Source organism: Citrobacter sp. CK206 (genome assembly GCF_030333125.1).
GTDB classification, from domain to species: domain Bacteria; phylum Pseudomonadota; class Gammaproteobacteria; order Enterobacterales; family Enterobacteriaceae; genus Citrobacter_B; species Citrobacter_B koseri.
The window spans coordinates 45478-64766 of record NZ_JAOWGM010000028.1; the positions used below are offsets into that span (position 1 = coordinate 45478).

Genomic DNA, 19289 nt, shown 5'->3' on the forward strand with positions numbered 1-19289 from the left:
GCCTCCTCAGGCCGGAATAAACAAACCGAACCAGTAGAGAATATTCAACAAGATACCGGTAATCATCACGGCCACGACCGGCGCGGCCATCTTCTGCACCGGGCGCCCCAGCGACTCGTTGAGGAAGTAGATAGCAATCGCAATCGAGAAGCCGGTATAACCCGCCATCTTGATCGCCGCAAAAATAGAGCCGATCAGTAGCGCGGTTTCCATCAGCATATTCATCGCGTTACGGATATTGTCCGACGCATTGCGCACCGACGGGTAGCGTCCAAGCCACTTCCCAATTGAGCGCAACAGCAGCACTTCCGCAGAAATCACGACCGCCCCCAGGATGGCGGCAATCCACGGATTCGGCGCCAGATAGCCCACGGAATACACAAAGGTAAAACCGGCCACCGCATACACGCCCGTCGCCAGCGCCGTTGTGGCGATCATCGGCACAAAGCCAAGCCCACGCATGAACTCCGCCAGCGCCGCCTGATGAAGCAAGGTCTGCGACTCTTCAGGCGTAACGCCAGCAGAATAGGCTTTCTCAAGGGTAAAGATCGACACCTCGCTGCCGGCAAAAATATTCATACTGGCAACCGCCGCAATCAACGCGCCGACGATCGCGATATACGGTAAGTTTTTAATAATACGGGAGGTGCGCTCCTCAAAGACGGATAACCCACTGCTATCCATCTCCTCATCGCCACGGTGGCGCAGGTCGTGCGTAATCGCAATCGCCAGCAGCATCACCATGCCGATAAAAATCTCAATCGATTCCGGGTTCAGGTGCGGGAAGTAGCGCACCACCAGGACACGCGCCATCAGCACCACAACCGCAGCGATAAGACTGTGTTTCCAGCCGAATTGATAAAAAATCGCCACCAGCGGGAACAGCGCAAAACCGGCGACAACCGGGGAACTCAACTCGCCAAGGCTCCCCAGCACGTCAACCGGCAAGGCGGTAAGCAGATGGTTCACCGGCAGCAAACAGGTCAGAATCAGCACGCCCCAGGCAGCGCCAAGCCCAAACGCCAACAGGCTATTAATCGCCAGTACGCCAAGAATATCGGTAGGTAAAAACAGCAGCCAGGCGTTAAGCAGCCCCGTTTTGAGGGTAAATGAGATCCCCACCGACGCCACAAAACCGATACTCAAACCAAACGCGATACTCCCCGCCTCCCGGCGGTTCATATAGCCTTCGATCAGCTGCGGTAAGATCGGGCGAATCCCGTCATGGAAAACGGCGGCTGAGCGATGCGCCAGTAGCGACGTCATCCCCGTCAGGCAGGCCACCACCAGAATCTGAATATACAGCTCCATAAGCATGCCTTTTATTTCAAGTGGTTAACCAGCATGGGAATCGCATGCTCAACATGTTCGACAGAGAGGCCAAACGCCACTTTCCCTTCCGCGACCATCTTTGCGATATGCTCGTCTTTCGCTTTAATACCCGGCTTAGCGATGGTGCAGCTTTTGTTGTAGCCAATCACCGCAATCGCTATTGACAACGCCGCGCCAGCGCCGGTATTACACGCACCGATGTAATAATCCAGTTGCCCGGACTTCACTTTCATCGCCGCGTCCATATCGTTGTGAATGGACACGTCAAAGCAGCCGGGCGCCACGGTCTCGATGGTTTTTTTAATCTGCTCACGCTGTAAGCCAGCAACACCAATCTTTTTCATCTTTCTGTCCTTATTGGAAAAATTGTGAGGGGTTATCACGCAACATCGTGTCCACATCGGCCTGACTGAATCCTGACTGGCGCAGCTGTGGGATAAAGGTGGTTAACAGGTAGTCGTAGCCATTGCCGCCATTGGCTTTTAGATGGGAGCGGCGGGTAATATCCATCGAAAGCATCACGCGGTTGAGCAAACCGCGCTGGCGCAGCGCATTCAGCATGTCGATGCGCTTTTCATCCGGGTAGTAGTTGTTTTTGCCGATGGTGTCGAACTGCACGTACGCGCCGAGATCGATCATCTGCAAAATGCCGTCGAGGTTATCTTTCAGATCGCAATGACCAATCACCACGCGGGAGAGATCGACGCCCTGCGCCTGCAACAAGGCCAGTTGCTCCAGCCCCATCGTACTGAACGAGGTATGGGTGGAAATGGGGCGTCCGGTTTCATTGTGGGCGCGCGCAGCGGCGATAAACACCTTCTCTTCCAGCGGCGTAATCACCCCTTCACTGGAGCCGATTTCCGCAATAATTCCGGCTTTCAGCGTCGTGTTATCAATACCGATGACAATTTCATCGATCATCTCCTGCGCAAGCTGCTCCACACTGCGGGTCGCGACATGCTCAGGGAAAAATGCGTCCTGGTAGTAACCCGTGCAGGCCACCACGTTTATCCCGCTATCCCGCATCAAATCGAGCATGAATTGCGGGTTGCGCCCCATATAACGGTTAGTCATTTCAATGATGTTGCACACGCCCAACGCCCGCAGATCTTTCATCTCCTGACAAATGAGATCGTACTGATCTAACCGGCAGTCGAGGTTATTTTTGAACCCGGAGAGATCGATGTGCAGATGCTCATGGGCCCAGGTGTAGCCTGACGTATCAAAATTCATACGGCGTCTCCTGTGAGCTGTAATGACGAAAAGAAAGAGGTGCCGTTTTGTGGCGCGGGCGCGCCAAAGAACTCACAGACCGTCGCGCCCACATCCGACAGCGTGGCGCGAAGGCCTAACTGAACAGGCTTCAGCCCCTGCCGGTAGACCAGAATCGGCACTCTTTCACGGGTATGGTGACTGTGACCTATCGTTGGATCGTTGCCGTGGTCGGCCATCACCAGCAGACAATCATCGGGTGTCATCTCGCTTGTCAGCCGCGCAAGATTACGGTCAACCACCTGCAAACGTTCCGCATAACGTGCGACATCCTGGGCGTGCCCCGCCAGATCGGTTTCCTGGATGTTGGTGCAGATAAACGCGTGCCGGGCGGCACTGAATTCATCGCGCGTGATATCCATGATGCGCTGGCTGTCCACCAGGTTTTGCCAGCTACGTCCGTGAGGGTTCGCCACGATATCCGCCACTTTGCCGATCAGCACGGTCGGCACGCCAACCTCATGCAGTTTTTGCGGCACCTGAACCCGTTCATCCACGCCATAGCCCATATGAACAACCTGAAAACCGCTTTCATATGCGCCGGATCGCGGCGCATTGATGCCAATAAAACGCCCCTCTTTCGCTTCTGCGGCGTCCAGAATCCGCTGGCTGTCGTGAAGCGTGCCGCCGAATGCAATGACGCGCCCCACCTGCGCGTGTTCACGCACAATGCGGCCAATCTTCAGCACCTCGTCAAAGGCGATGGCGGAAAGGTTGGCGGTAATGTTGTAAACCTGTCCTAAATCCGCTTCGAGGTTATCGCCTATCGCCACTGATTCATTGACCCACAGGAACGCCAGTTCGCCGCCACGTCGCTCCACCTGCCAGCCCGCCGCCTTCAGCGCCAGCTCAACGCGATCAATCACCTCGCTAAACGGCATACGCAGCGGCGCCTGCGGACGCGTTCCTAAAATCTCCTGATGCCCCATGAAGGTATCCCCTCCTTCATGCTGCAATTCCGCGATCCCCCACACTGCCGACGCCGAGGGAGCCATAACGCCTGGCGCATAGCCCAGCGCGTTAATCAGCCCCAGTTTCTCCAGCGTCGGCAGATGTAGCTGCGGGAGCTGACGCAGAATATGTCCGCAGGTATTCGCCCCGACATCCTGCGGGCGAACCTCCGCCACATCCTTCATTGCGCCTACGCCGAAGCTATCAATCACCAGCACCACAAAACGAGCCATTACGCCTCCAGTACGTTTCCGAGACTGTCATAACGGGCGACGATTTCCGCCGCGCCGCGCTGAATGCCAGACACCAGCACCACATCACTGCGCGTCACAAAGATTTGGGTACGAAAACAAAGCACCACGGCGCTGCTCACCGGAAACGTCCCTGCAAGCGGCAGGTAGTAGTCGATACTGCTGTCATCGACGGGTTCCAGCGTCGTCTTCGCGGGAACGTCGTTTTCCGGCGTAAAAACGAGCGCGTTGCGCGCATGTCCCCGGCGGTAATAGCCGCCGCCATAGCAGTAGCTGTTGCCACGAAAATGGTGCGAAATTTCACTCAGCCAGAGCATCGCAATGCGTTCAGGCTGATCGCCTTGCTGATTCGACGGAATGGTGCCGGTCAGCGCATGGCCCGGTTCGGCATGGGTGACGCCATACCGCGCCAACAGCGGCAAAGACGCACAGCTGGTTGCAGAGGGCGCATTAAGCTGCTCAATGGCAATCTCCTGTTCTTCCAGTTGCTGCTTCGCCTTGACCAGGGAATGCAGATTGGGCGTCGGCCTGGTCTCGCCTGATGCGTCATCCCACAGCAGGCAGGGGAAATGCGTTAACCCCGTGACATGGAGCCCCGGCAGACGGCGAATGTCATTCACCGCGTCATCAAGGCGCGCCAGCGGGAAGCCGCTCTCCTGCCCCGGATAAAGAAAATCCTGCTCGCCGTAAATCTTCAGCATTACCGCCTGCACGCGCCCGGCCTTCACCGCCGCCGCCGACACTTCACGCGCCTTCTCCAGCGAAAAGAGCGTAATAACGTCCGTCCCTTGCTCCACCGCTTCGTCAATCTGCCGGGAGGGGATCTGCACTAAATGCCCCTGATGCGCCACCGGCAATCCGGCGCGGCGCATGACCCTGGCCTCTTTGTAATCCACCGTGACAATTCCGGCATATCCCAGCGCCAGCAGCTTTTCCGCCAGCCAGGGATTGCGCCCAAGCTGTTTTGTCATCAGATACAGCGTGATGCCGTATTGATGAGCCGTATCAACCAGGCGCTTCCCGTTTTCCAGCACCTGATCAACATCAATCACCCAGCTGTCCGGGACGATCCTTCCCTGCTGCCAAAGTCGGATCGCGGCGGTAATCAGCGCCGGATTCTGGCGTTTCAATGCGTGTATAAACATCTTTGTGCCTCGGTTTCTAATCCCTGAATTAAATATTCATTTTTTTGAATATTTAAGGTGTGGTACGTTGATGTACGGTGTTCCTCACGACGCTTCGTGCGCCACCATCCACAGCCCATATAGATTTGCCAACAAATAACCTTCCTCATTGGCATGAAGCGAAACCGTAAACTCCGCCAGCAGCGCCTGGTGCGCCAACAAAATCGCGGGCCAGTGGGGAGATTGCGTCAGTTCCGCCAGCAGCTCGCGATCCAGCGCGTCAATCACCTCTCCCCGACGACTGCGCATTAACGCGCTGGCCATGTGGGTTATCGCCATCGTTCCCTGCTCGGTATGCACCGGCAGCTTCCACTCCTCGTCCAGTCGTCTGACGACCTGCAACATGCCACGGCAAATATCTTCGTCGATAACCCCTGCGTCACACAGCAGGCTGAGTCTGTTTTCCATTTACAATGCCTTTGATTAACTTAGTAACTGGGTTCCTGTTCACCGCTGACCACACGTTGCTGATGGGCGAGCAGCGCCTGTTTGTCCACCACGGCGCGCAGCAGTTGCTGCATCGGGTAATCGTCCGACCGGGTCAGCACCACGGCTTCGGTGGCCTGCAAGAATCGAGGATCGCGGGTGAGCGGCGTCGCTTCTAACCCCAGCAATGCCAGCTCCGCTTCCGCCACCACATTCCAGATCACCGCATCCACATCGCCTTTCACAATGCGCTGAAGACTTTCGTGATAAGAGAGGTCTATCAGCTCCACATCACTTTTGCCGAAACAGGCTTCAGTCATGATTTTCTGATCTGCCGAACGGTTATCCAGCCCCACTCGCTTCACCCGGTCGGATTCGCCTTTACGGCAGATCAACTGGTGCTCGCCGACATAGGTGTGTGGCCCCAGTTCCAGCGCGATGCGCAATCCGTTTTGCGCCAGGTAGCTCTCTGCGGCCAGACGCGACACCACGGCCATGTCGTAGACGCCATTCAGCAGGCATTCAACCCGGATATCCGCCCCACGCATGTGCGCGTAATAAAATGGAATCCCTTCAAACTGCGCTTTCAGCCCGCTCGCCAGCCCTTCATACAGACGGGTGTACGGCAGCGGCATCGCGCAAACAACGTTGCTGATGTCCACATGCGACAGCAACGTTTTGTTATCCATCTCCACCAGGAAGCTGCCGTTGCGCCCACGACGCTCAATACGGATCGCCCCGGAGGACTCCAGCGTTTTTAATGCGGCCTGCGTTAACCCCACCGATGAGTGGCATTCGTTAGCCAGTTCATCTATCGTTTTCAAACGGTTACCGCATTTCTCACCAAGCAGGTAGCGGGCCAGGGTCGTCAGCACGACCCCCTCTTTTTTGATAAATGTTCGACGCATCATAAATTTTCAGTAAAGTGAATATTTATATATTCATTAAAATGAAGATATCGTGCAATGACGATGTGCGTAAACGGCGAGACGCCTCACAGTTTTTCGTCACGGGTACGCAGAGAGACAAAAAAACCGGGAAATCCCCGGTTTTTTAATGTGTGGTGTCGCATCACTGTAGACCCTCGCCGTGTTTACGCCGGGTGGCGGCGTAAACGCCTTATCTGGCCTACGGCGCGGTGCGCATTACGGCTTGGCGACAAAGCCGATCGCTTCGTAGACCGCTTTCAGCGTTTCGGAAGCACGGGCGCTGGCTTTTTCCGCCCCTTCTTTCATCACTTTCTGCAAGAAGGCTTCGTCGCTGCGGAAGCGATGATAACGCTCCTGCAACTCGGTCAGCATACCGGAAACGGCTTCAGCCACTTCACCTTTCAGATGACCATACATCTTGCCTTCGAAATGCTGCTCCAGCTCAGGGATGCTCTGGCCGGTTACGGCGGAGAGGATATCCAGCAGGTTAGACACCCCCGCTTTATTCTGGATGTCGTAGCGCACTACCGGCGGCTCGTCGGAATCCGTCACCGCACGTTTGATTTTTTTCACCACCGATTTCGGGTCTTCCAGCAGGCCGATGACGTTGTTACGGTTATCGTCCGACTTGGACATCTTTTTGGTCGGTTCCAGCAGTGACATCACGCGCGCGCCGGATTTTGGAATAAACGGCTCAGGAACGTTAAAGATATCGCCATACAGCGCGTTAAAACGCTGCGCGATGTCGCGGCTCAATTCCAGATGCTGTTTCTGATCTTCACCCACCGGCACCTGATTCGTTTGATACAGCAAAATGTCTGCCGCCATCAGAACCGGGTAATCAAACAGACCGGCGTTGATGTTCTCGGCATAGCGCGCGGATTTGTCTTTGAACTGGGTCATCCGGCTCAGTTCGCCGAAATAGGTGTAGCAGTTCAGCGCCCAGCCCAGCTGCGCGTGCTCCGGCACATGGGACTGAACAAAGATGGTACTTTTCTCAGGATCGATACCACACGCCAGGTAGAGCGCCAGCGTATCCAGCGTCGCTTTACGCAACTGCTGTGCATCCTGACGCACGGTGATCGCATGCTGGTCAACGATGCAGTAAATGCAATGATAGTCATCCTGCATGTTCACCCACTGACGCAGCGCACCCATATAGTTGCCAATGGTCAATTCACCTGAGGGCTGTGCGCCACTAAAAACGATGGGCTTAGTCATTTTTCGATTCCTGATTTTCGCTATGCGGAAGCCCGAGAGCGGGCAGAAGGTCATTAATAGTGTCGTAAATCACATCCGGCTGGCTAAGAGCGATTGATTCGCCATAGTTGTAGCCGTACGTGAGGCCGACCGACGGGCAGCCAGCCGCTTTTGCAGCCTGAATGTCATTACGCGAATCGCCCACGAAGAGCATCTGTTCAGGCGCGACGCCCATTCGCTTTGCCACCAGCAGCAGCGGATCGGGATGCGGCTTTTTGTTCTGCACATCGTCGCCGCCAATAACCACGCTGAAGTATTTGGCGATATCCAGCGCTTCAAGCAGCGGCGCCACAAACGGCGTCGGCTTATTGGTCACCAGTCCAAGCGGCAGCCCTTTGGCATGCAGCGCGCCCAGCGTATCGGCTACGTGCGGGAACAGGAACGTCCCCTCTTCCGCCACATCGCCATAGTAGCGGTCGAACAGCTTACGCAAAATACGCACCTGCTCTTCGGCGGGGATCTCATCATCAACAGGCGGTTTGCCCATTGTTTTACGTAACGTAGCGCGTTCCTGGCGAGCCCAGGCGAGCGCACGCTCCATCAATACATCCGCGCCGTTACCAATCCAGGTAATTACGCGATCTTCGCCAGCGGTAGGCAGTTCCAGCGCGTATAACGCCATATCTACCGCAGCGGCTAATCCCGGCGCGCTGTCAACCAGCGTGCCGTCGAGGTCAAAGGCGACACCCCGAATATCCTGCAATTTATCCATGACTTACCTTTGCCAGTTCACTGCGCATTTCATCAATGACTTTTTTGTAGTCTGGTTGGTCGAAAATCGCGGAGCCTGCCACAAACATGTCTGCGCCCGCCGCGGCGATTTCGCCGATGTTGTTCACCTTGACGCCGCCGTCCACTTCCAGGCGAATGTCATAGCCTGACTCATCAATACGACGGCGCACTTCACGCAGCTTCTCCAGCGTGTGCGGAATAAAAGACTGGCCGCCAAAACCCGGGTTGACGGACATCAGCAGGATCACATCCAGCTTATCCATCACATAATCCAGATAACTCAGCGGCGTGGCCGGGTTAAACACCAGACCCGCTTTACAGCCGTTTTCTTTAATCAGCTGCAAGGTACGATCGACATGCTCGGAGGCTTCGGGATGAAACGTAATGATGCTGGCACCCGCTGCGGCGAAATCCGGCACGATGCGGTCAACCGGCTTCACCATCAAATGCACGTCGATGGGGGCGGTAATACCGTATTTACGCAGGGATTTCAGCACCATCGGGCCGATGGTCAGGTTCGGCACATAGTGGTTGTCCATGACGTCAAAATGCACGACATCCGCACCAGCTGCCAGCACTTTCGCGGTGTCCTCACCCAGGCGGGCAAAATCAGCCGACAGAATTGAGGGGGCAATCAAATACTGTTTCATCCGCTTCTCCTTGAGAATTATTTTTTCGCAGGCGTTACGACTCCTGGTTGGTACAGAGCCAGCAGTTCGTCCACCTTTTTACGTGTGCCGCCATTGCTGCTTATACTGCGACGCACTTTGACCTGAAAATGTTTCGCCGCTTTGTACCACTCGCGGGTATCGGGCGTGTCATGGTTCGAAATTAACACCGGGATCCGCTTGCTGACCAGCTTTTCTGCCATCTCCGCCAGACGAGCCTGCTCTTTTGGGCTGAAGCTATTGGTATGATAAGCGGTGAAATTCGCCGTCGCAGAAAGCGGTGCGTAAGGCGGATCGCAATAGACCACAGAATTGCTATCAGCACGATCCATACACTCTTCATACGAAAGGCAATGAAACTCTGCATTCTGCGCTTTTTTGGCAAAATGATACAACTCCGTTTCCGGGAAGTAGGGCTTTTTGTAACGGCCAAACGGCACGTTAAACTCCCCACGCAAGTTATAGCGGCACAGGCCGTTGTAACCATAGCGGTTCAGGTATAAGAACAGGACCGCGCGACGGAACGGCTCCCGGCTCGTATTGAACTCTTCACGGAGTTGATAGTAAACCTCGGCCTGATTCGTCTCAGGCGTAAACAGCTCGCGGGAAGCCCGCACATACTCTTCAGTACGCGACTTCACGATGTTATAGAGGCTGATAAGGTCACTATTAATATCGGCAAGAATATAACGAGAAAAGTCGGTGTTAAGAAACACCGACCCGGCCCCCACAAAGGGTTCAACCAGACATTCACCTTTCGGTAAATGCCGTTTGATGTCATCAAGCAGGGGGTATTTCCCCCCTGCCCACTTCAGAAAAGCGCGATTCTTTTTCATGCTGACTAACTAATTACACCTTCTCCGGCTGTGGAGAAAGCTCCGACAGCATCCTGCGCTTTAACATGACTATTACTTCAGATCGGCCTGCACCTGATGCAACGGTTTTGCCCACGGGTTTTTCGCCTGCACATCGGCTGGCAACGTAGACACCGCACGTTTGGCATCATCTTTAGACGCATACACACCCGTTACCAGAACATACCACGGCTGGCCGTTACGCGTCGTCTGATACACCACATAGTTTTTCAGGTTTTCTTTCTTCGCCCAACCATTCAGGTTGTCGTAGTTAGAAGAACTGCTGAGTTGCAGGGTGTAATGGCTGGAAGGCGCAGACTTCAGCGAACCCACGTTACCTGTGCTTTTCGTACCAGCCGCACTGCCGGCTGCCGCTGTGGTTTGCGCTGGCGCTGCGGTTTGTGCAGGCGCAGCGGTGGCTTTCGGCGCGGTCGTTGCCGCTGGCGCGGAAGTTGCTGGCGCTTTCGTCGTCGCGACCGGCGCGGCAGGTTCGCTACGTTTCGGCTGCGTGGTCGGCTTCGGTTCCGCTGGCGTCGCTTTCGCGGTGGTCTGCGGTTTCTTCGGCTCAATCACAACCTGCTTACGTTCCGGGCGCGTAGTGGCCTGACGCTCGCCCGATTGCGTCGCCGCCGTCTGACGCGGCGCGTTGCCGTTGCGGATTGGCGCAACGGTGGCAGGTTCCGTCGGCAGCGTGGAGTTCGCCACCACATTGTTAACCTGTTCCTGACCCTGCGGCTGGGTCAGCGCATTGTTCAGATCGCCCTGAACTTCCACACGCTGTTGGCCTTCGGTCGCGGCAGGCGCCTGACCCTGCGTTGGCGTTGAGGCGATCGGCGGCAGAGAAACATCCTGCTGCGTGTTTCCGGCGGTCTGTTCAGCGTCTGGCGCAGGCTGCGTGGCGCTCGCCTGATCGGTCGCGTTATTGCCGGAAAGATCGATGCTCTTCTCGGCAGACGCCGTTTGATCGCTGGAAGAGGAGGGTGAAGGGGCTTTCAGCGCGGAACCAATACCGATGATCAACAGCAGCAACACCAGAACGCCGACACCCATCATGATGTACTGACGGGAAGCGGGTTTGCTGGCGGCTTTCTTACGTTTGCGGGGACGACGCTCTACGCGTTCTTCATCCACTGCATCATCGGATTCATAATCGTCTTCGCTGTACTGCTCTTCCTCACGCGCCTTTCGCGCACGCCCTGGACGACGATCGTCCGTATCCAGGTCGACGTCATCGAAATTGATCTGTGGATCATTATCGCGTTCAGAAGATTGACGAGTACGACCAGTACGACGATCGCTGGGATCGGGTTTCAGCTCGTCTTCTGGTTTGAATTCATCCATTTAACACCCCACTCAAAGGTTAATGCTTACGACATTGCAGTTAACCTGAATTTAAATGACCAATACCGTGCAGTATCAGTCCGACCTTTCTTGTTGTTACGCCTGCTGACAGTCAGCAATAGCGCTGAGAACGATTTCGTGCGGCACTCCGCCACGTACTTCACTTTTCCCTATCGCCAGCGGGAGCACTAAGCGCATCTCGCCCGCCAGGACTTTCTTATCGCGCAGCATGTGTGGCAAATACGCCTGAGCAGACATCTCACGCGGCCCGTGTACAGGCAGACCTGCGCGCTGGAGCAGCGTAATAATGCGTTGCGTATCCGCAGCGCTAAACTGACCGAGACGCTCTGACGTACGCGCCGCCATCACCATACCAGCAGCGACGGCTTCACCGTGTAACCAATTGCCATAACCCATTTCAGCTTCAATGGCATGACCAAAGGTATGTCCCAGATTCAGTAAAGCACGTAAGCCCGTTTCGCGCTCGTCTGCTGCGACAACTTCGGCTTTCAGCTCACAACAACGGCGGATACAGTACGCCATTGCCGGACCTTCCAGACGTAATAACGCGTCCAGATTGTCCTCAAGCCAGGTGAAAAATTCACCGTCAAGAATGATGCCGTATTTGATCACTTCCGCCAGACCCGATGCCAGCTCACGCGCAGGAAGCGTTTTCAGACAGTCGAGATCCACCACCACAGAAGCAGGCTGGTAGAACGCGCCGATCATGTTCTTGCCGAGGGGATGGTTTACAGCGGTTTTCCCGCCTACGGAGGAGTCGACCTGCGACAGCAATGTCGTCGGGACCTGGATAAAGCGCACGCCACGCTGATAGCTGGCGGCGGCGAAACCGGTAAGGTCGCCAATCACGCCGCCGCCGAGGGCAACCAGCGTGGTATCGCGACCGTGCGGTTTTTGCAGTAACGCGGTGAAAACCGTATCAAGTACCGTCAGGCTTTTATACTTTTCGCCATCGGGCAGGATAACGCTATCTACGTTAACCCCCGCCTGTTCAAGTACGCTACGGATCTTATCAAGGTAAAGGGGAGCCAGGGTTTCGTTGGTCACCAACATAACCTGATCGCCCGATTTCAGCGGTAAGAATGAAGCTGGTTCGTTAAACAAACCAGCCGCGATGGTGATAGGGTAACTACGTTCCCCGAGAGTAACTGTAATCCTCTCCATGACGCGACATCCACCTTAGTTACTTGTACCCGCTTACCGAGTATGTATTAAGCCAGAATCAGTTGCTTTCCAGCATATGAATAATCTGGTTTGCCACGACCTTAGCGCTCTGATCGTCGGTACGAATGGTCACGTCGGCAATCTCTTCATACAGAGGATTGCGTTCGTTGGCCAACGCTTCCAGAACTTCACGAGGCGGAGCTTCTACCTGCAACAGCGGGCGTTTCTTGTCGCGCTGCGTACGCGCAAGTTGTTTTTCGATTGTCGTTTCAAGATACACCACGACGCCACGCGCGGAGAGACGGTTACGCGTTTCACGTGATTTTACAGAGCCACCGCCGGTTGCCAGCACAATACCCTGTTTTTCCGTCAACTCGTTGATGACTTTTTCTTCGCGATCACGGAAGCCGTCTTCACCTTCTACATCGAAGACCCAGCCCACATCAGCTCCGGTTCGTTTCTCAATCTCTTGATCAGAATCGTAAAATTCCATATTGAGTTGTTGAGCTAACTGGCGCCCAATAGTGCTTTTTCCGGCACCCATAGGCCCAACCAGAAAGATATTGCGTTTCTCTGCCATTTTTTCGGTACTACTAAGACAATTCGTTAATGATAAACCCGCGTCGCAGACACCTTGCGCAGCAGGACATGAACTGAAACCTCATAAGATATTGCGAGAGTCAGACTGAAAATTATCTCAATACTCCAACGGGTTTGGCAACTGAATAAATTACCAAGACATATTGTAGACAACCCCGGAGGCAGCGTCGCCGGATAGCGACGAGAAGAACCAACTCTCAAATCGGTACTCCTTGTATGCTAAATACACCCCCACGTCAAATCCCTGAAACGTGTTCAGTGCAAAAACAGCGCGATTTCAGGCATAAATTATTCTGCCGCAACCAGTCTGGGGGTAATGAACACCACCAGTTCGCGCCGCTCGTTCTCTTTTCCATCATGGCTGAAAAGGGAACCAAGCCAGGGGATATCGCCTAACAGCGGGACGCTATCTTTAGCGGATTTGTTCTTGCGCGAAAAGATGCCGCCCAGCGCCAGCGTTTCGCCGCTTTTAACCTCGACCTGCGTATCGATCTCCTGCTTATCGATCGCCAGCACTTCGCCATCCGCCTGCTGTAGCACCTGGCCGGGAACGTTCTGGCTGATGTGAAGTTTCAAGCGAATGCGCCCCTTCGGCAAAACGGTGGGCGTCACCTCCATCCCCAGCACCGCTTCTTTAAACTCCACGGACGTCGCCCCGCTCTCGCCGCTGGAGACCTGATACGGGATTTCGCTCCCCTGCTTAATACTGGCGGGTTGCAGGTGCGAAGCCAGCAGTCGTGGGCTGGCGATAATATCAAGTTGCTGCTTCTGCTCCAGGGCGGAAAGCTCAAGATCCAACAAACGACCGTTGATGCGCCCGATGTTAAACCCGACGCGAGACGTGGCGGCCGCGACGGACAAATCGCTGGCAAGCGACGTCACCTGCCCTGGCGACCCGGCCTGTTGCGCGTCCGCCAGCGTCCACTTTACCCCCAGCTCACGCAGGCTTTTTTCATTTATGGTGACGATATGCGCCGCCAGTTCAACCTGCTCAACGGGGAGATCCATTTGCGCTGCCCACGTTTCCAGCGCCGCCAGCGCGGCGTTGTTATCCCGAAGCAATAACCGGTTGGTGCGCTTATCTACCGTCATACTGCCTTTGGCGCTCAGCAGCTTTTCTCCCGCTTTTGCCAGTTCGGAGGCATCGGCGTATTGCAGAGAAATACTGCGATCCTCCAGCGGTAAGTTGGCCCGCAGCCTTGTCTGCTCGGCCTCCTGCCGCGCGGCGTTTTCGTTTTGCCAGTGAACCGAGTGAACATGCAGAATATTCCCCTCCTGGCGCAGCACCAGCCCGGCGCTTTTTATGACCGTCTGCACCGCCTGCTTCCACGGCACATCCGTCAGACTCAGCGACAGCGAACCGCTGACGTCAGGCGAGACCACCAGATTCTTCTTCTCCTGCGCGGCAAGCGCCTGCAATACCTGAACAACAGGAACATCATCCACCACCAGCGTCACGTTTTGCGCTTTCCCCGCCTGTACGGCGGGCATCACGGCGATCAACGCTGCGGCTATCCATCGCTTCATTCACTTCTCCTTGTCGTTGCCACCGCCACTGTGACGGTTCACAGCCTTTACCGGTCTCAAGCGTTATGCTGTCTGCCGTCAGTCGGGAAATCGTCCAGCCGTTCTCCAGCACCTGATATTGTTCGACGCGCCGCCACTTCTGCTGGCTGTCTTTGAGAATGCCAGTCAGGCGCTCTCCCTGACTCACCACGCCCTGGTAACGCCACATCGGCAGTTCAGCGATCCGGCATCGGTCCTCCGGCGGTTTGAAGGGGTCGCGCATTCCGGTCAGCATCAGCAGGCAGCTACAGACCAACAGCCAGCGCTTAGTCATCAGTCAGCCGCTCCAGCTGTAGCGTCAACAGCAGTTCCGTCTCCTGCGGAACAAGCGAAAAGCGGTTGATGCGCATGCCACGCTCCGCCAGCCGACTGAACAGTTGCGGAACCGCCTCCCAGGAGGATGCCAGCGCCAGCTCGCCTCCCTGCGCGGAAGGCTGCCAGTGAAGAAGGCGTACCGGAGAGCGCTGAAAATCCAGAGGGGAAAAAGGCACGCGCTTGCTGGCCGACGCTAAACGAGACATATCCATTGATGCGGCGATCTGGCGCAGACCCCGCCACTGCCGGTCGATAGCCGCCCGCTGTTGCGCCAGCGCCGTTCGTTGCCGCTCCTGTTGCTGCGCGCCCGAAGAAAACGTGTATAAACAAACTAGTAATCCCAGCCCCAGGCTCCAGCCTAACCAGCAGAAGAGGCGGGTTCGCGGCAATAACCCGCACCAGAGGTCAAAAAGCGCGGCCATCTGCGAGGCTCCTTTTTAACGGGTAATGAAATTGCCAGCGTCCCTGCGCATCCTGCTGCGTTGCCCCACTCCCGGCTAACGGGAAATCAGGATGATGACGCAGCGCGGTTTCCAGCGTGTTTAACGCAAGAAATGTCGTCGCGTATCCCTCAAGTTCCAGCGTTCCCTGCTGCCAGGATAACCGGGTTAGCCACGCCTGCCCGGGCAACAGCGCCGCCATCCCTTCCAGCACGCTCTGCCAGCGCCGCGTCTGCTCATATTCCGTTTGCTGCTGCAACGCTTGCTGCCACGCGGTCTGCCGCTGCTGTAAGCGGGGTTGGATCGCCAGTAGCGCGGCGGCGCGCTCTTTCTCTGCGATCGGCCACTGTGCATCCGCCCGCTTTTGCGCCGTGAGCGTAACCTCATGGATGCACGCCAGCGCGATGGTCAGCAGCAGTGAACCGCTGAACATGACGCTCCAGAATCGCAGACATTCGCGCCGCCGGGACTGACGCCAGGGCAAAAAGTTGACCGGATGACTCATCAGCGCGGCGCCCCCATTGCTAATCCCAGCGCGATGGCAAAGGTATGGCCTTCCGGCGGAACGGGAGGCTGGCGAATGGCAACCGCGCACCAGGGTTCGAAGCCGCCCGCGCCGCACACCGTCAGACTTTCCGGCGCAATGGACAACGTCGCGGCAAGACTGTCGGCGCAGACCGCCTCTTGTAGCAGTTTTCGTCCCCACGCATAGCGCGTCGCCCACAGCCACTGTTCTTCGTCACGCCAGGCCAGACACTGCTGGTGCGCCAGCAGATAAGGAATAAAGCGCTGTAATGCGCAGGCATCCGGCGTAATCGCCGTCACCTGCATTTTCAGTTTTTGCGCCAGCGTTAATAAGGTCGCCACCTCCTTGCTTTGGGCGGCGGTCACGTTAAATGCCGGAGTCAGGGTATCTTCGCGATAGTCAAAGCGCAGGGCGTCAGGGGGCATATCCAGCTCACGCGCCATCGCGCCGGTCAGCCACGCCGTTTGTTCACGTTCGCGCAGCGCCATTTCCGGGCGCGGAAAATGCTTTTGCAGCGTCCGGCTGGCAGGGAAAGAGAGATAAATATGATGCCGGTGAGGAAGCGAACGACGCCACGGAAGCAACGCATCGACGAGCTGTTCTGGCTCGCGGAGATGCCCGTCAACGAAGGTACGTTCCGCCAGCGGCACCCGCCACCAGCGTTGTAAAGACCAGCCTGACGCGCCGCGAACCACGGCGACAGCCAGCGCCTCATGCTGCTGAATATGAAGGCCAATTTGCCAGAACCTGAAAGCCATTGCTTATGATCTCCTTATCAATGGTCGCTCTTACGGGTATATCAATGCGTCTGGCTTGCCTTTATACTACCGCGCGTTTGTTTATAAACTGCCCAAATGACACTAAATGGGAAATCTCCAGTGAAGTTCGTAAAGTATTTATTGATCCTTGCAGTATGTTGCATCCTGCTGGGAGCAGGCTCGATTTATGGCCTCTACCGCTATATCGAGCCGCAACTACCTGACGTCGCGACCTTAAAAGACGTGCGTTTGCAGATTCCGATGCAGGTTTACAGCGCGGATGGCGAGCTGATCGCGCAGTATGGCGAGAAACGTCGTATCCCGGTCACGCTTGACCAGATGCCGCCGGAAATGGTTAAAGCCTTTATCGCTACGGAAGACAGCCGCTTTTACGAGCATCATGGCGTCGATCCGGTAGGGATCTTCCGTGCGGCCAGCGTCGCGCTGTTCTCAGGCCATGCCTCACAGGGGGCAAGTACCATCACCCAGCAGCTGGCGAGAAACTTCTTCCTGAGCCCGGAACGCACGCTGATGCGTAAAATTAAGGAAGCGTTCCTGGCAATCCGCATTGAGCAGATGCTGAGCAAAGATGAGATCCTCGAACTTTACCTGAACAAGATCTACCTCGGCTACCGTGCCTACGGCGTCGGCGCGGCGGCGCAGGTCTATTTCGGTAAGACGGTCGATCAGCTCACCCTGAGCGAAATGGCGGTGATTGCCGGTCTGCCGAAAGCCCCTTCCACATTTAACCCGCTCTACTCGATGGATCGGGCGACGGCGCGTCGTAACGTGGTGCTGTCTCGTATGTTGAGCGAAGGCTACATCACCCAGGCGCAGTACGATCAGGCGCGCGGCGAAGCGATTGACGCCAATTACCATGCGCCGGAAATCGCGTTCTCAGCGCCGTATCTGTCGGAAATGGTGCGCCAGGAAATGTACAGCCGTTATGGCGAAAGCGCCTATGAAGACGGGTATCGCATTTACACCACGATCACCCGCAAAGTACAGCAGGCGGCGCAGCAAGCCGTGCGTAACAACGTGCTGGACTACGACATGCGCCACGGCTATCGCGGGCCGTCGAACGTGCTGTGGAAAGTAGGCGAAACCGCCTGGGACAACAAAAAAATCACCGACACGCTGAAAGCCCTGCCAACCTACGGGCCGTTGCTGCCCGCCGTCATTACCGGCGCGAATCCGCAGGAAGCCACCGCGATGCTCGCTGATGGCACCTCCGTGTCGCTGCGGATGGAAGGCGTACGCTGGGCGCGCCCTTACCGTTCGGATACCCAACAGGGCCCGACGCCGCGTAAAGTGACCGACGCCGTACAGACAGGCCAACAAATCTGGGTTCGCCAGATGGGTGATGCCTGGTGGCTGGCGCAAGTCCCGGATGTGAACTCGGCGCTGGTTTCCATCAACCCGCAAAACGGCGCGGTTCTGGCGCTGGTCGGCGGTTTTGACTTCAACCAGAGTAAATTCAACCGCGCCACGCAGGCGCTGCGTCAGGTCGGGTCGAACATCAAACCGTTCCTCTATACCGCCGCGATGGATAAAGGTCTGACGCTGGCGAGTATGCTGAACGACGTGCCGATTTCCCGCTGGGATGCTGGCGCCGGTTCCGACTGGCGGCCAAAAAACTCCCCGCCGCAGTATGCCGGGCCAATCCGCTTACGTCAGGGTCTGGGTCAGTCGAAAAACGTGGTGATGGTGCGGGCGATGCGCGCGATGGGCGTGGATTACGCCGCAGAGTATCTGCAACGCTTCGGTTTCCCGGCGCAGAACATCGTGCATACCGAATCGCTGGCGCTGGGCTCCGCGTCCTTCACCCCGATGCAGGTGGCGCGCGGTTATGCGGTAATGTCTAACGGCGGCTTCCTGGTAGACCCGTATTTCATCAGCAAGATAGAGACCGACCAGGGCGGCGTGATCTTCGAAGCGAAGCCGAAAATCGCCTGCCCGGATTGCGATATCCCGGTCATTTACGGTGATACCCAAAAATCCAACGTGCTGGAAAACAATAACGTTGAAGATGTCGCCATCTCTCAGGAGCAGCAAAACGCCACCGTGCCGATGCCAAAACTGGAGCAGGCTAACCAGGCGTTAGTGGCGCAAAGCGGAATGCAGGAATATGCTCCACATGTGATCAACACGCCGCTGGCCTTCCTGATTAAGAGCGCGCTGAACAGCAACATCTTCGGCGAACCCGGCTGGATGGGCACCGGCTGGCGCGCGGGTCGCGACCTGCAACGTCATGATATCGGCGGAAAAACCGGGACCACCAACAGCTCGAAAGATGCCTGGTTCTCCGGTTACGGCCCGGGCGTGGTGACTTCCGTGTGGATCGGCTTTGACGATCACCGTCGCGATCTGGGGCGCACTACCGCGTCCGGGGCGATCAAGGACCAGATTTCTGGTTATGAAGGCGGCGCGAAAAGTGCGCAACCCGCATGGGATGCTTACATGAAAGCCGTGCTGGAAGGGGTTCCTGAAGAGCCGCTGACGCCGCCTCCGGGCATTGTGACGATCAATATCGACAGAAGCACCGGGCAACTGGCAAACGGCGGTAACAGCCGCGCGGAATACTTTATCGAAGGCACTCAGCCAACGCAGCAGGCGGTGCATGAGGTGGGCACCACCATTATCGATAACGGTGAGACACACGAACTGTTTTGATCTTTTGCCGGATGGCGACGCCTGAG

The 19289-nt window shown here is 56.3% G+C and carries 20 protein-coding genes; 1 reads left to right on the forward strand and 19 read right to left on the reverse strand.

The window, feature by feature from the left end; all coding sequences use genetic code 11:
- Positions 1-6: 6 nt before the first annotated feature.
- The 19 genes from OGX81_RS12830 to OGX81_RS12920 all read right to left on the reverse strand — a co-directional run bounded on the left by OGX81_RS12830 (position 7) and on the right by OGX81_RS12920 (position 16590).
- Positions 7-1311, reverse strand: a complete 1305-nt coding sequence (locus OGX81_RS12830) for a YhfT family protein (RefSeq protein WP_047460741.1) — start codon at positions 1309-1311, stop codon at positions 7-9.
- An 11-nt stretch (positions 1312-1322) separates the two neighbouring features.
- Positions 1323-1676: a DUF2620 domain-containing protein gene (locus tag OGX81_RS12835; RefSeq protein WP_047460736.1), complete on the reverse strand. Its 354-nt coding sequence runs from the start codon at positions 1674-1676 to the stop codon at positions 1323-1325.
- 10 nt (positions 1677-1686) lie between these two features.
- The gene (locus OGX81_RS12840) at positions 1687-2565 is read right to left on the reverse strand and encodes a phosphotriesterase-related protein (protein WP_104868101.1); all 879 of its coding nucleotides are present in this window, start codon (positions 2563-2565) and stop codon (positions 1687-1689) included.
- Positions 2562-3788 (reverse strand): phosphopentomutase, encoded by a 1227-nt coding sequence (locus OGX81_RS12845; RefSeq protein WP_104868100.1) that lies wholly within the window; start codon positions 3786-3788, stop codon positions 2562-2564. Before OGX81_RS12845 ends, OGX81_RS12840 begins: the two co-directional genes overlap by 4 nt.
- Positions 3788-4951, reverse strand: coding sequence for a YhfX family PLP-dependent enzyme (locus OGX81_RS12850; RefSeq protein ID WP_187305230.1), 1164 nt, complete (start codon positions 4949-4951; stop codon positions 3788-3790). The genes OGX81_RS12845 and OGX81_RS12850 overlap by 1 nt, the downstream gene beginning before the upstream one ends.
- An 84-nt stretch (positions 4952-5035) precedes the next feature.
- The gene (locus OGX81_RS12855) at positions 5036-5398 is read right to left on the reverse strand and encodes a PRD domain-containing protein (protein WP_104868098.1); all 363 of its coding nucleotides are present in this window, start codon (positions 5396-5398) and stop codon (positions 5036-5038) included.
- Between the two features lie 20 nt (positions 5399-5418).
- Complete coding sequence (gene yhfZ, locus OGX81_RS12860; protein WP_024131011.1) at positions 5419-6324, reverse strand: GntR family transcriptional regulator YhfZ; 906 nt, start codon at positions 6322-6324, stop codon at positions 5419-5421.
- A gap of 237 nt (positions 6325-6561) precedes the next feature.
- Positions 6562-7566: a tryptophan--tRNA ligase gene (gene trpS, locus OGX81_RS12865; protein ID WP_012135491.1), complete on the reverse strand. Its 1005-nt coding sequence runs from the start codon at positions 7564-7566 to the stop codon at positions 6562-6564.
- Entirely contained in the window at positions 7559-8317 is a 759-nt protein-coding gene (gene gph, locus OGX81_RS12870; RefSeq protein ID WP_012135492.1) for a phosphoglycolate phosphatase, read from the reverse strand. The genes trpS and gph overlap by 8 nt, the downstream gene beginning before the upstream one ends.
- The gene (rpe, locus tag OGX81_RS12875; protein WP_012135493.1) at positions 8310-8987 is read right to left on the reverse strand and encodes a ribulose-phosphate 3-epimerase; all 678 of its coding nucleotides are present in this window, start codon (positions 8985-8987) and stop codon (positions 8310-8312) included. The genes gph and rpe overlap by 8 nt, the downstream gene beginning before the upstream one ends.
- Positions 8988-9004: 17 nt before the next feature.
- Positions 9005-9841 carry an adenine-specific DNA-methyltransferase gene (gene dam, locus OGX81_RS12880; protein WP_012135494.1) on the reverse strand — a complete coding sequence of 279 codons (837 nt, stop codon included), beginning with the start codon at positions 9839-9841 and terminating at the stop codon, positions 9005-9007.
- Positions 9842-9913: 72 nt separating this feature from the next.
- Positions 9914-11200, reverse strand: a complete 1287-nt coding sequence (damX, locus tag OGX81_RS12885; protein ID WP_110123642.1) for a cell division protein DamX — start codon at positions 11198-11200, stop codon at positions 9914-9916.
- 96 nt (positions 11201-11296) lie between these two features.
- The gene (aroB, locus tag OGX81_RS12890) at positions 11297-12385 is read right to left on the reverse strand and encodes a 3-dehydroquinate synthase (RefSeq protein ID WP_047460717.1); all 1089 of its coding nucleotides are present in this window, start codon (positions 12383-12385) and stop codon (positions 11297-11299) included.
- Positions 12386-12443: 58 nt separating this feature from the next.
- Positions 12444-12965, reverse strand: a complete 522-nt coding sequence (gene aroK, locus OGX81_RS12895) for a shikimate kinase AroK (RefSeq protein WP_012135498.1) — start codon at positions 12963-12965, stop codon at positions 12444-12446.
- Positions 12966-13273: 308 nt separating this feature from the next.
- On the reverse strand, positions 13274-14512 hold the full coding sequence (hofQ, locus tag OGX81_RS12900) for a DNA uptake porin HofQ (RefSeq protein ID WP_058668190.1): 1239 nt from the start codon (positions 14510-14512) through the stop codon (positions 13274-13276).
- Positions 14424-14825 carry a DUF2531 family protein gene (locus OGX81_RS12905; RefSeq protein ID WP_012135501.1) on the reverse strand — a complete coding sequence of 134 codons (402 nt, stop codon included), beginning with the start codon at positions 14823-14825 and terminating at the stop codon, positions 14424-14426. Before OGX81_RS12905 ends, hofQ begins: the two co-directional genes overlap by 89 nt.
- Positions 14818-15288 (reverse strand): HofO family protein, encoded by a 471-nt coding sequence (locus OGX81_RS12910; RefSeq protein WP_104868095.1) that lies wholly within the window; start codon positions 15286-15288, stop codon positions 14818-14820. The genes OGX81_RS12905 and OGX81_RS12910 overlap by 8 nt, the downstream gene beginning before the upstream one ends.
- Positions 15272-15811, reverse strand: coding sequence for a PilN domain-containing protein (locus OGX81_RS12915; RefSeq protein WP_147704709.1), 540 nt, complete (start codon positions 15809-15811; stop codon positions 15272-15274). The genes OGX81_RS12910 and OGX81_RS12915 overlap by 17 nt, the downstream gene beginning before the upstream one ends.
- The gene (locus OGX81_RS12920) at positions 15811-16590 is read right to left on the reverse strand and encodes a type IV pilus biogenesis protein PilM (RefSeq protein WP_104868093.1); all 780 of its coding nucleotides are present in this window, start codon (positions 16588-16590) and stop codon (positions 15811-15813) included. The genes OGX81_RS12915 and OGX81_RS12920 overlap by 1 nt, the downstream gene beginning before the upstream one ends.
- Before the next feature lie 120 nt (positions 16591-16710).
- Here OGX81_RS12920 and mrcA point away from each other — a divergent pair, with 120 nt between their 5' ends.
- Entirely contained in the window at positions 16711-19263 is a 2553-nt protein-coding gene (gene mrcA, locus OGX81_RS12925) for a peptidoglycan glycosyltransferase/peptidoglycan DD-transpeptidase MrcA (protein ID WP_047460696.1), read from the forward strand.
- Positions 19264-19289 lie beyond the last annotated feature (26 nt).

Excerpts from the sequence above, each read along its gene's own strand:
- aroB (WP_047460717.1), bottom strand. The coding sequence starts at position 12,385 with ATGGAGAGGATTACAGTTACTCTCGGGGAACGTAGTTACCCTATCACC.
- OGX81_RS12905 (WP_012135501.1), bottom strand. The coding sequence starts at position 14,825 with ATGACTAAGCGCTGGCTGTTGGTCTGTAGCTGCCTGCTGATGCTGACC.
- OGX81_RS12910 (WP_104868095.1), bottom strand. The coding sequence starts at position 15,288 with ATGGCCGCGCTTTTTGACCTCTGGTGCGGGTTATTGCCGCGAACCCGC.
- yhfZ (WP_024131011.1), bottom strand. The coding sequence starts at position 6,324 with ATGCGTCGAACATTTATCAAAAAAGAGGGGGTCGTGCTGACGACCCTG.
- rpe (WP_012135493.1), bottom strand. The coding sequence starts at position 8,987 with ATGAAACAGTATTTGATTGCCCCCTCAATTCTGTCGGCTGATTTTGCC.
- trpS (WP_012135491.1), bottom strand. The coding sequence starts at position 7,566 with ATGACTAAGCCCATCGTTTTTAGTGGCGCACAGCCCTCAGGTGAATTG.
- OGX81_RS12855 (WP_104868098.1), bottom strand. The coding sequence starts at position 5,398 with ATGGAAAACAGACTCAGCCTGCTGTGTGACGCAGGGGTTATCGACGAA.
- OGX81_RS12830 (WP_047460741.1), bottom strand. The coding sequence starts at position 1,311 with ATGGAGCTGTATATTCAGATTCTGGTGGTGGCCTGCCTGACGGGGATG.
- OGX81_RS12915 (WP_147704709.1), bottom strand. The coding sequence starts at position 15,811 with ATGAGTCATCCGGTCAACTTTTTGCCCTGGCGTCAGTCCCGGCGGCGC.
- OGX81_RS12840 (WP_104868101.1), bottom strand. The coding sequence starts at position 2,565 with ATGAATTTTGATACGTCAGGCTACACCTGGGCCCATGAGCATCTGCAC.
- dam (WP_012135494.1), bottom strand. The coding sequence starts at position 9,841 with ATGAAAAAGAATCGCGCTTTTCTGAAGTGGGCAGGGGGGAAATACCCC.
- damX (WP_110123642.1), bottom strand. The coding sequence starts at position 11,200 with ATGGATGAATTCAAACCAGAAGACGAGCTGAAACCCGATCCCAGCGAT.
- gph (WP_012135492.1), bottom strand. The coding sequence starts at position 8,317 with ATGGATAAATTGCAGGATATTCGGGGTGTCGCCTTTGACCTCGACGGC.
- hofQ (WP_058668190.1), bottom strand. The coding sequence starts at position 14,512 with ATGAAGCGATGGATAGCCGCAGCGTTGATCGCCGTGATGCCCGCCGTA.
- OGX81_RS12920 (WP_104868093.1), bottom strand. The coding sequence starts at position 16,590 with ATGGCTTTCAGGTTCTGGCAAATTGGCCTTCATATTCAGCAGCATGAG.
- OGX81_RS12845 (WP_104868100.1), bottom strand. The coding sequence starts at position 3,788 with ATGGCTCGTTTTGTGGTGCTGGTGATTGATAGCTTCGGCGTAGGCGCA.
- OGX81_RS12850 (WP_187305230.1), bottom strand. The coding sequence starts at position 4,951 with ATGTTTATACACGCATTGAAACGCCAGAATCCGGCGCTGATTACCGCC.
- aroK (WP_012135498.1), bottom strand. The coding sequence starts at position 12,965 with ATGGCAGAGAAACGCAATATCTTTCTGGTTGGGCCTATGGGTGCCGGA.
- OGX81_RS12835 (WP_047460736.1), bottom strand. The coding sequence starts at position 1,676 with ATGAAAAAGATTGGTGTTGCTGGCTTACAGCGTGAGCAGATTAAAAAA.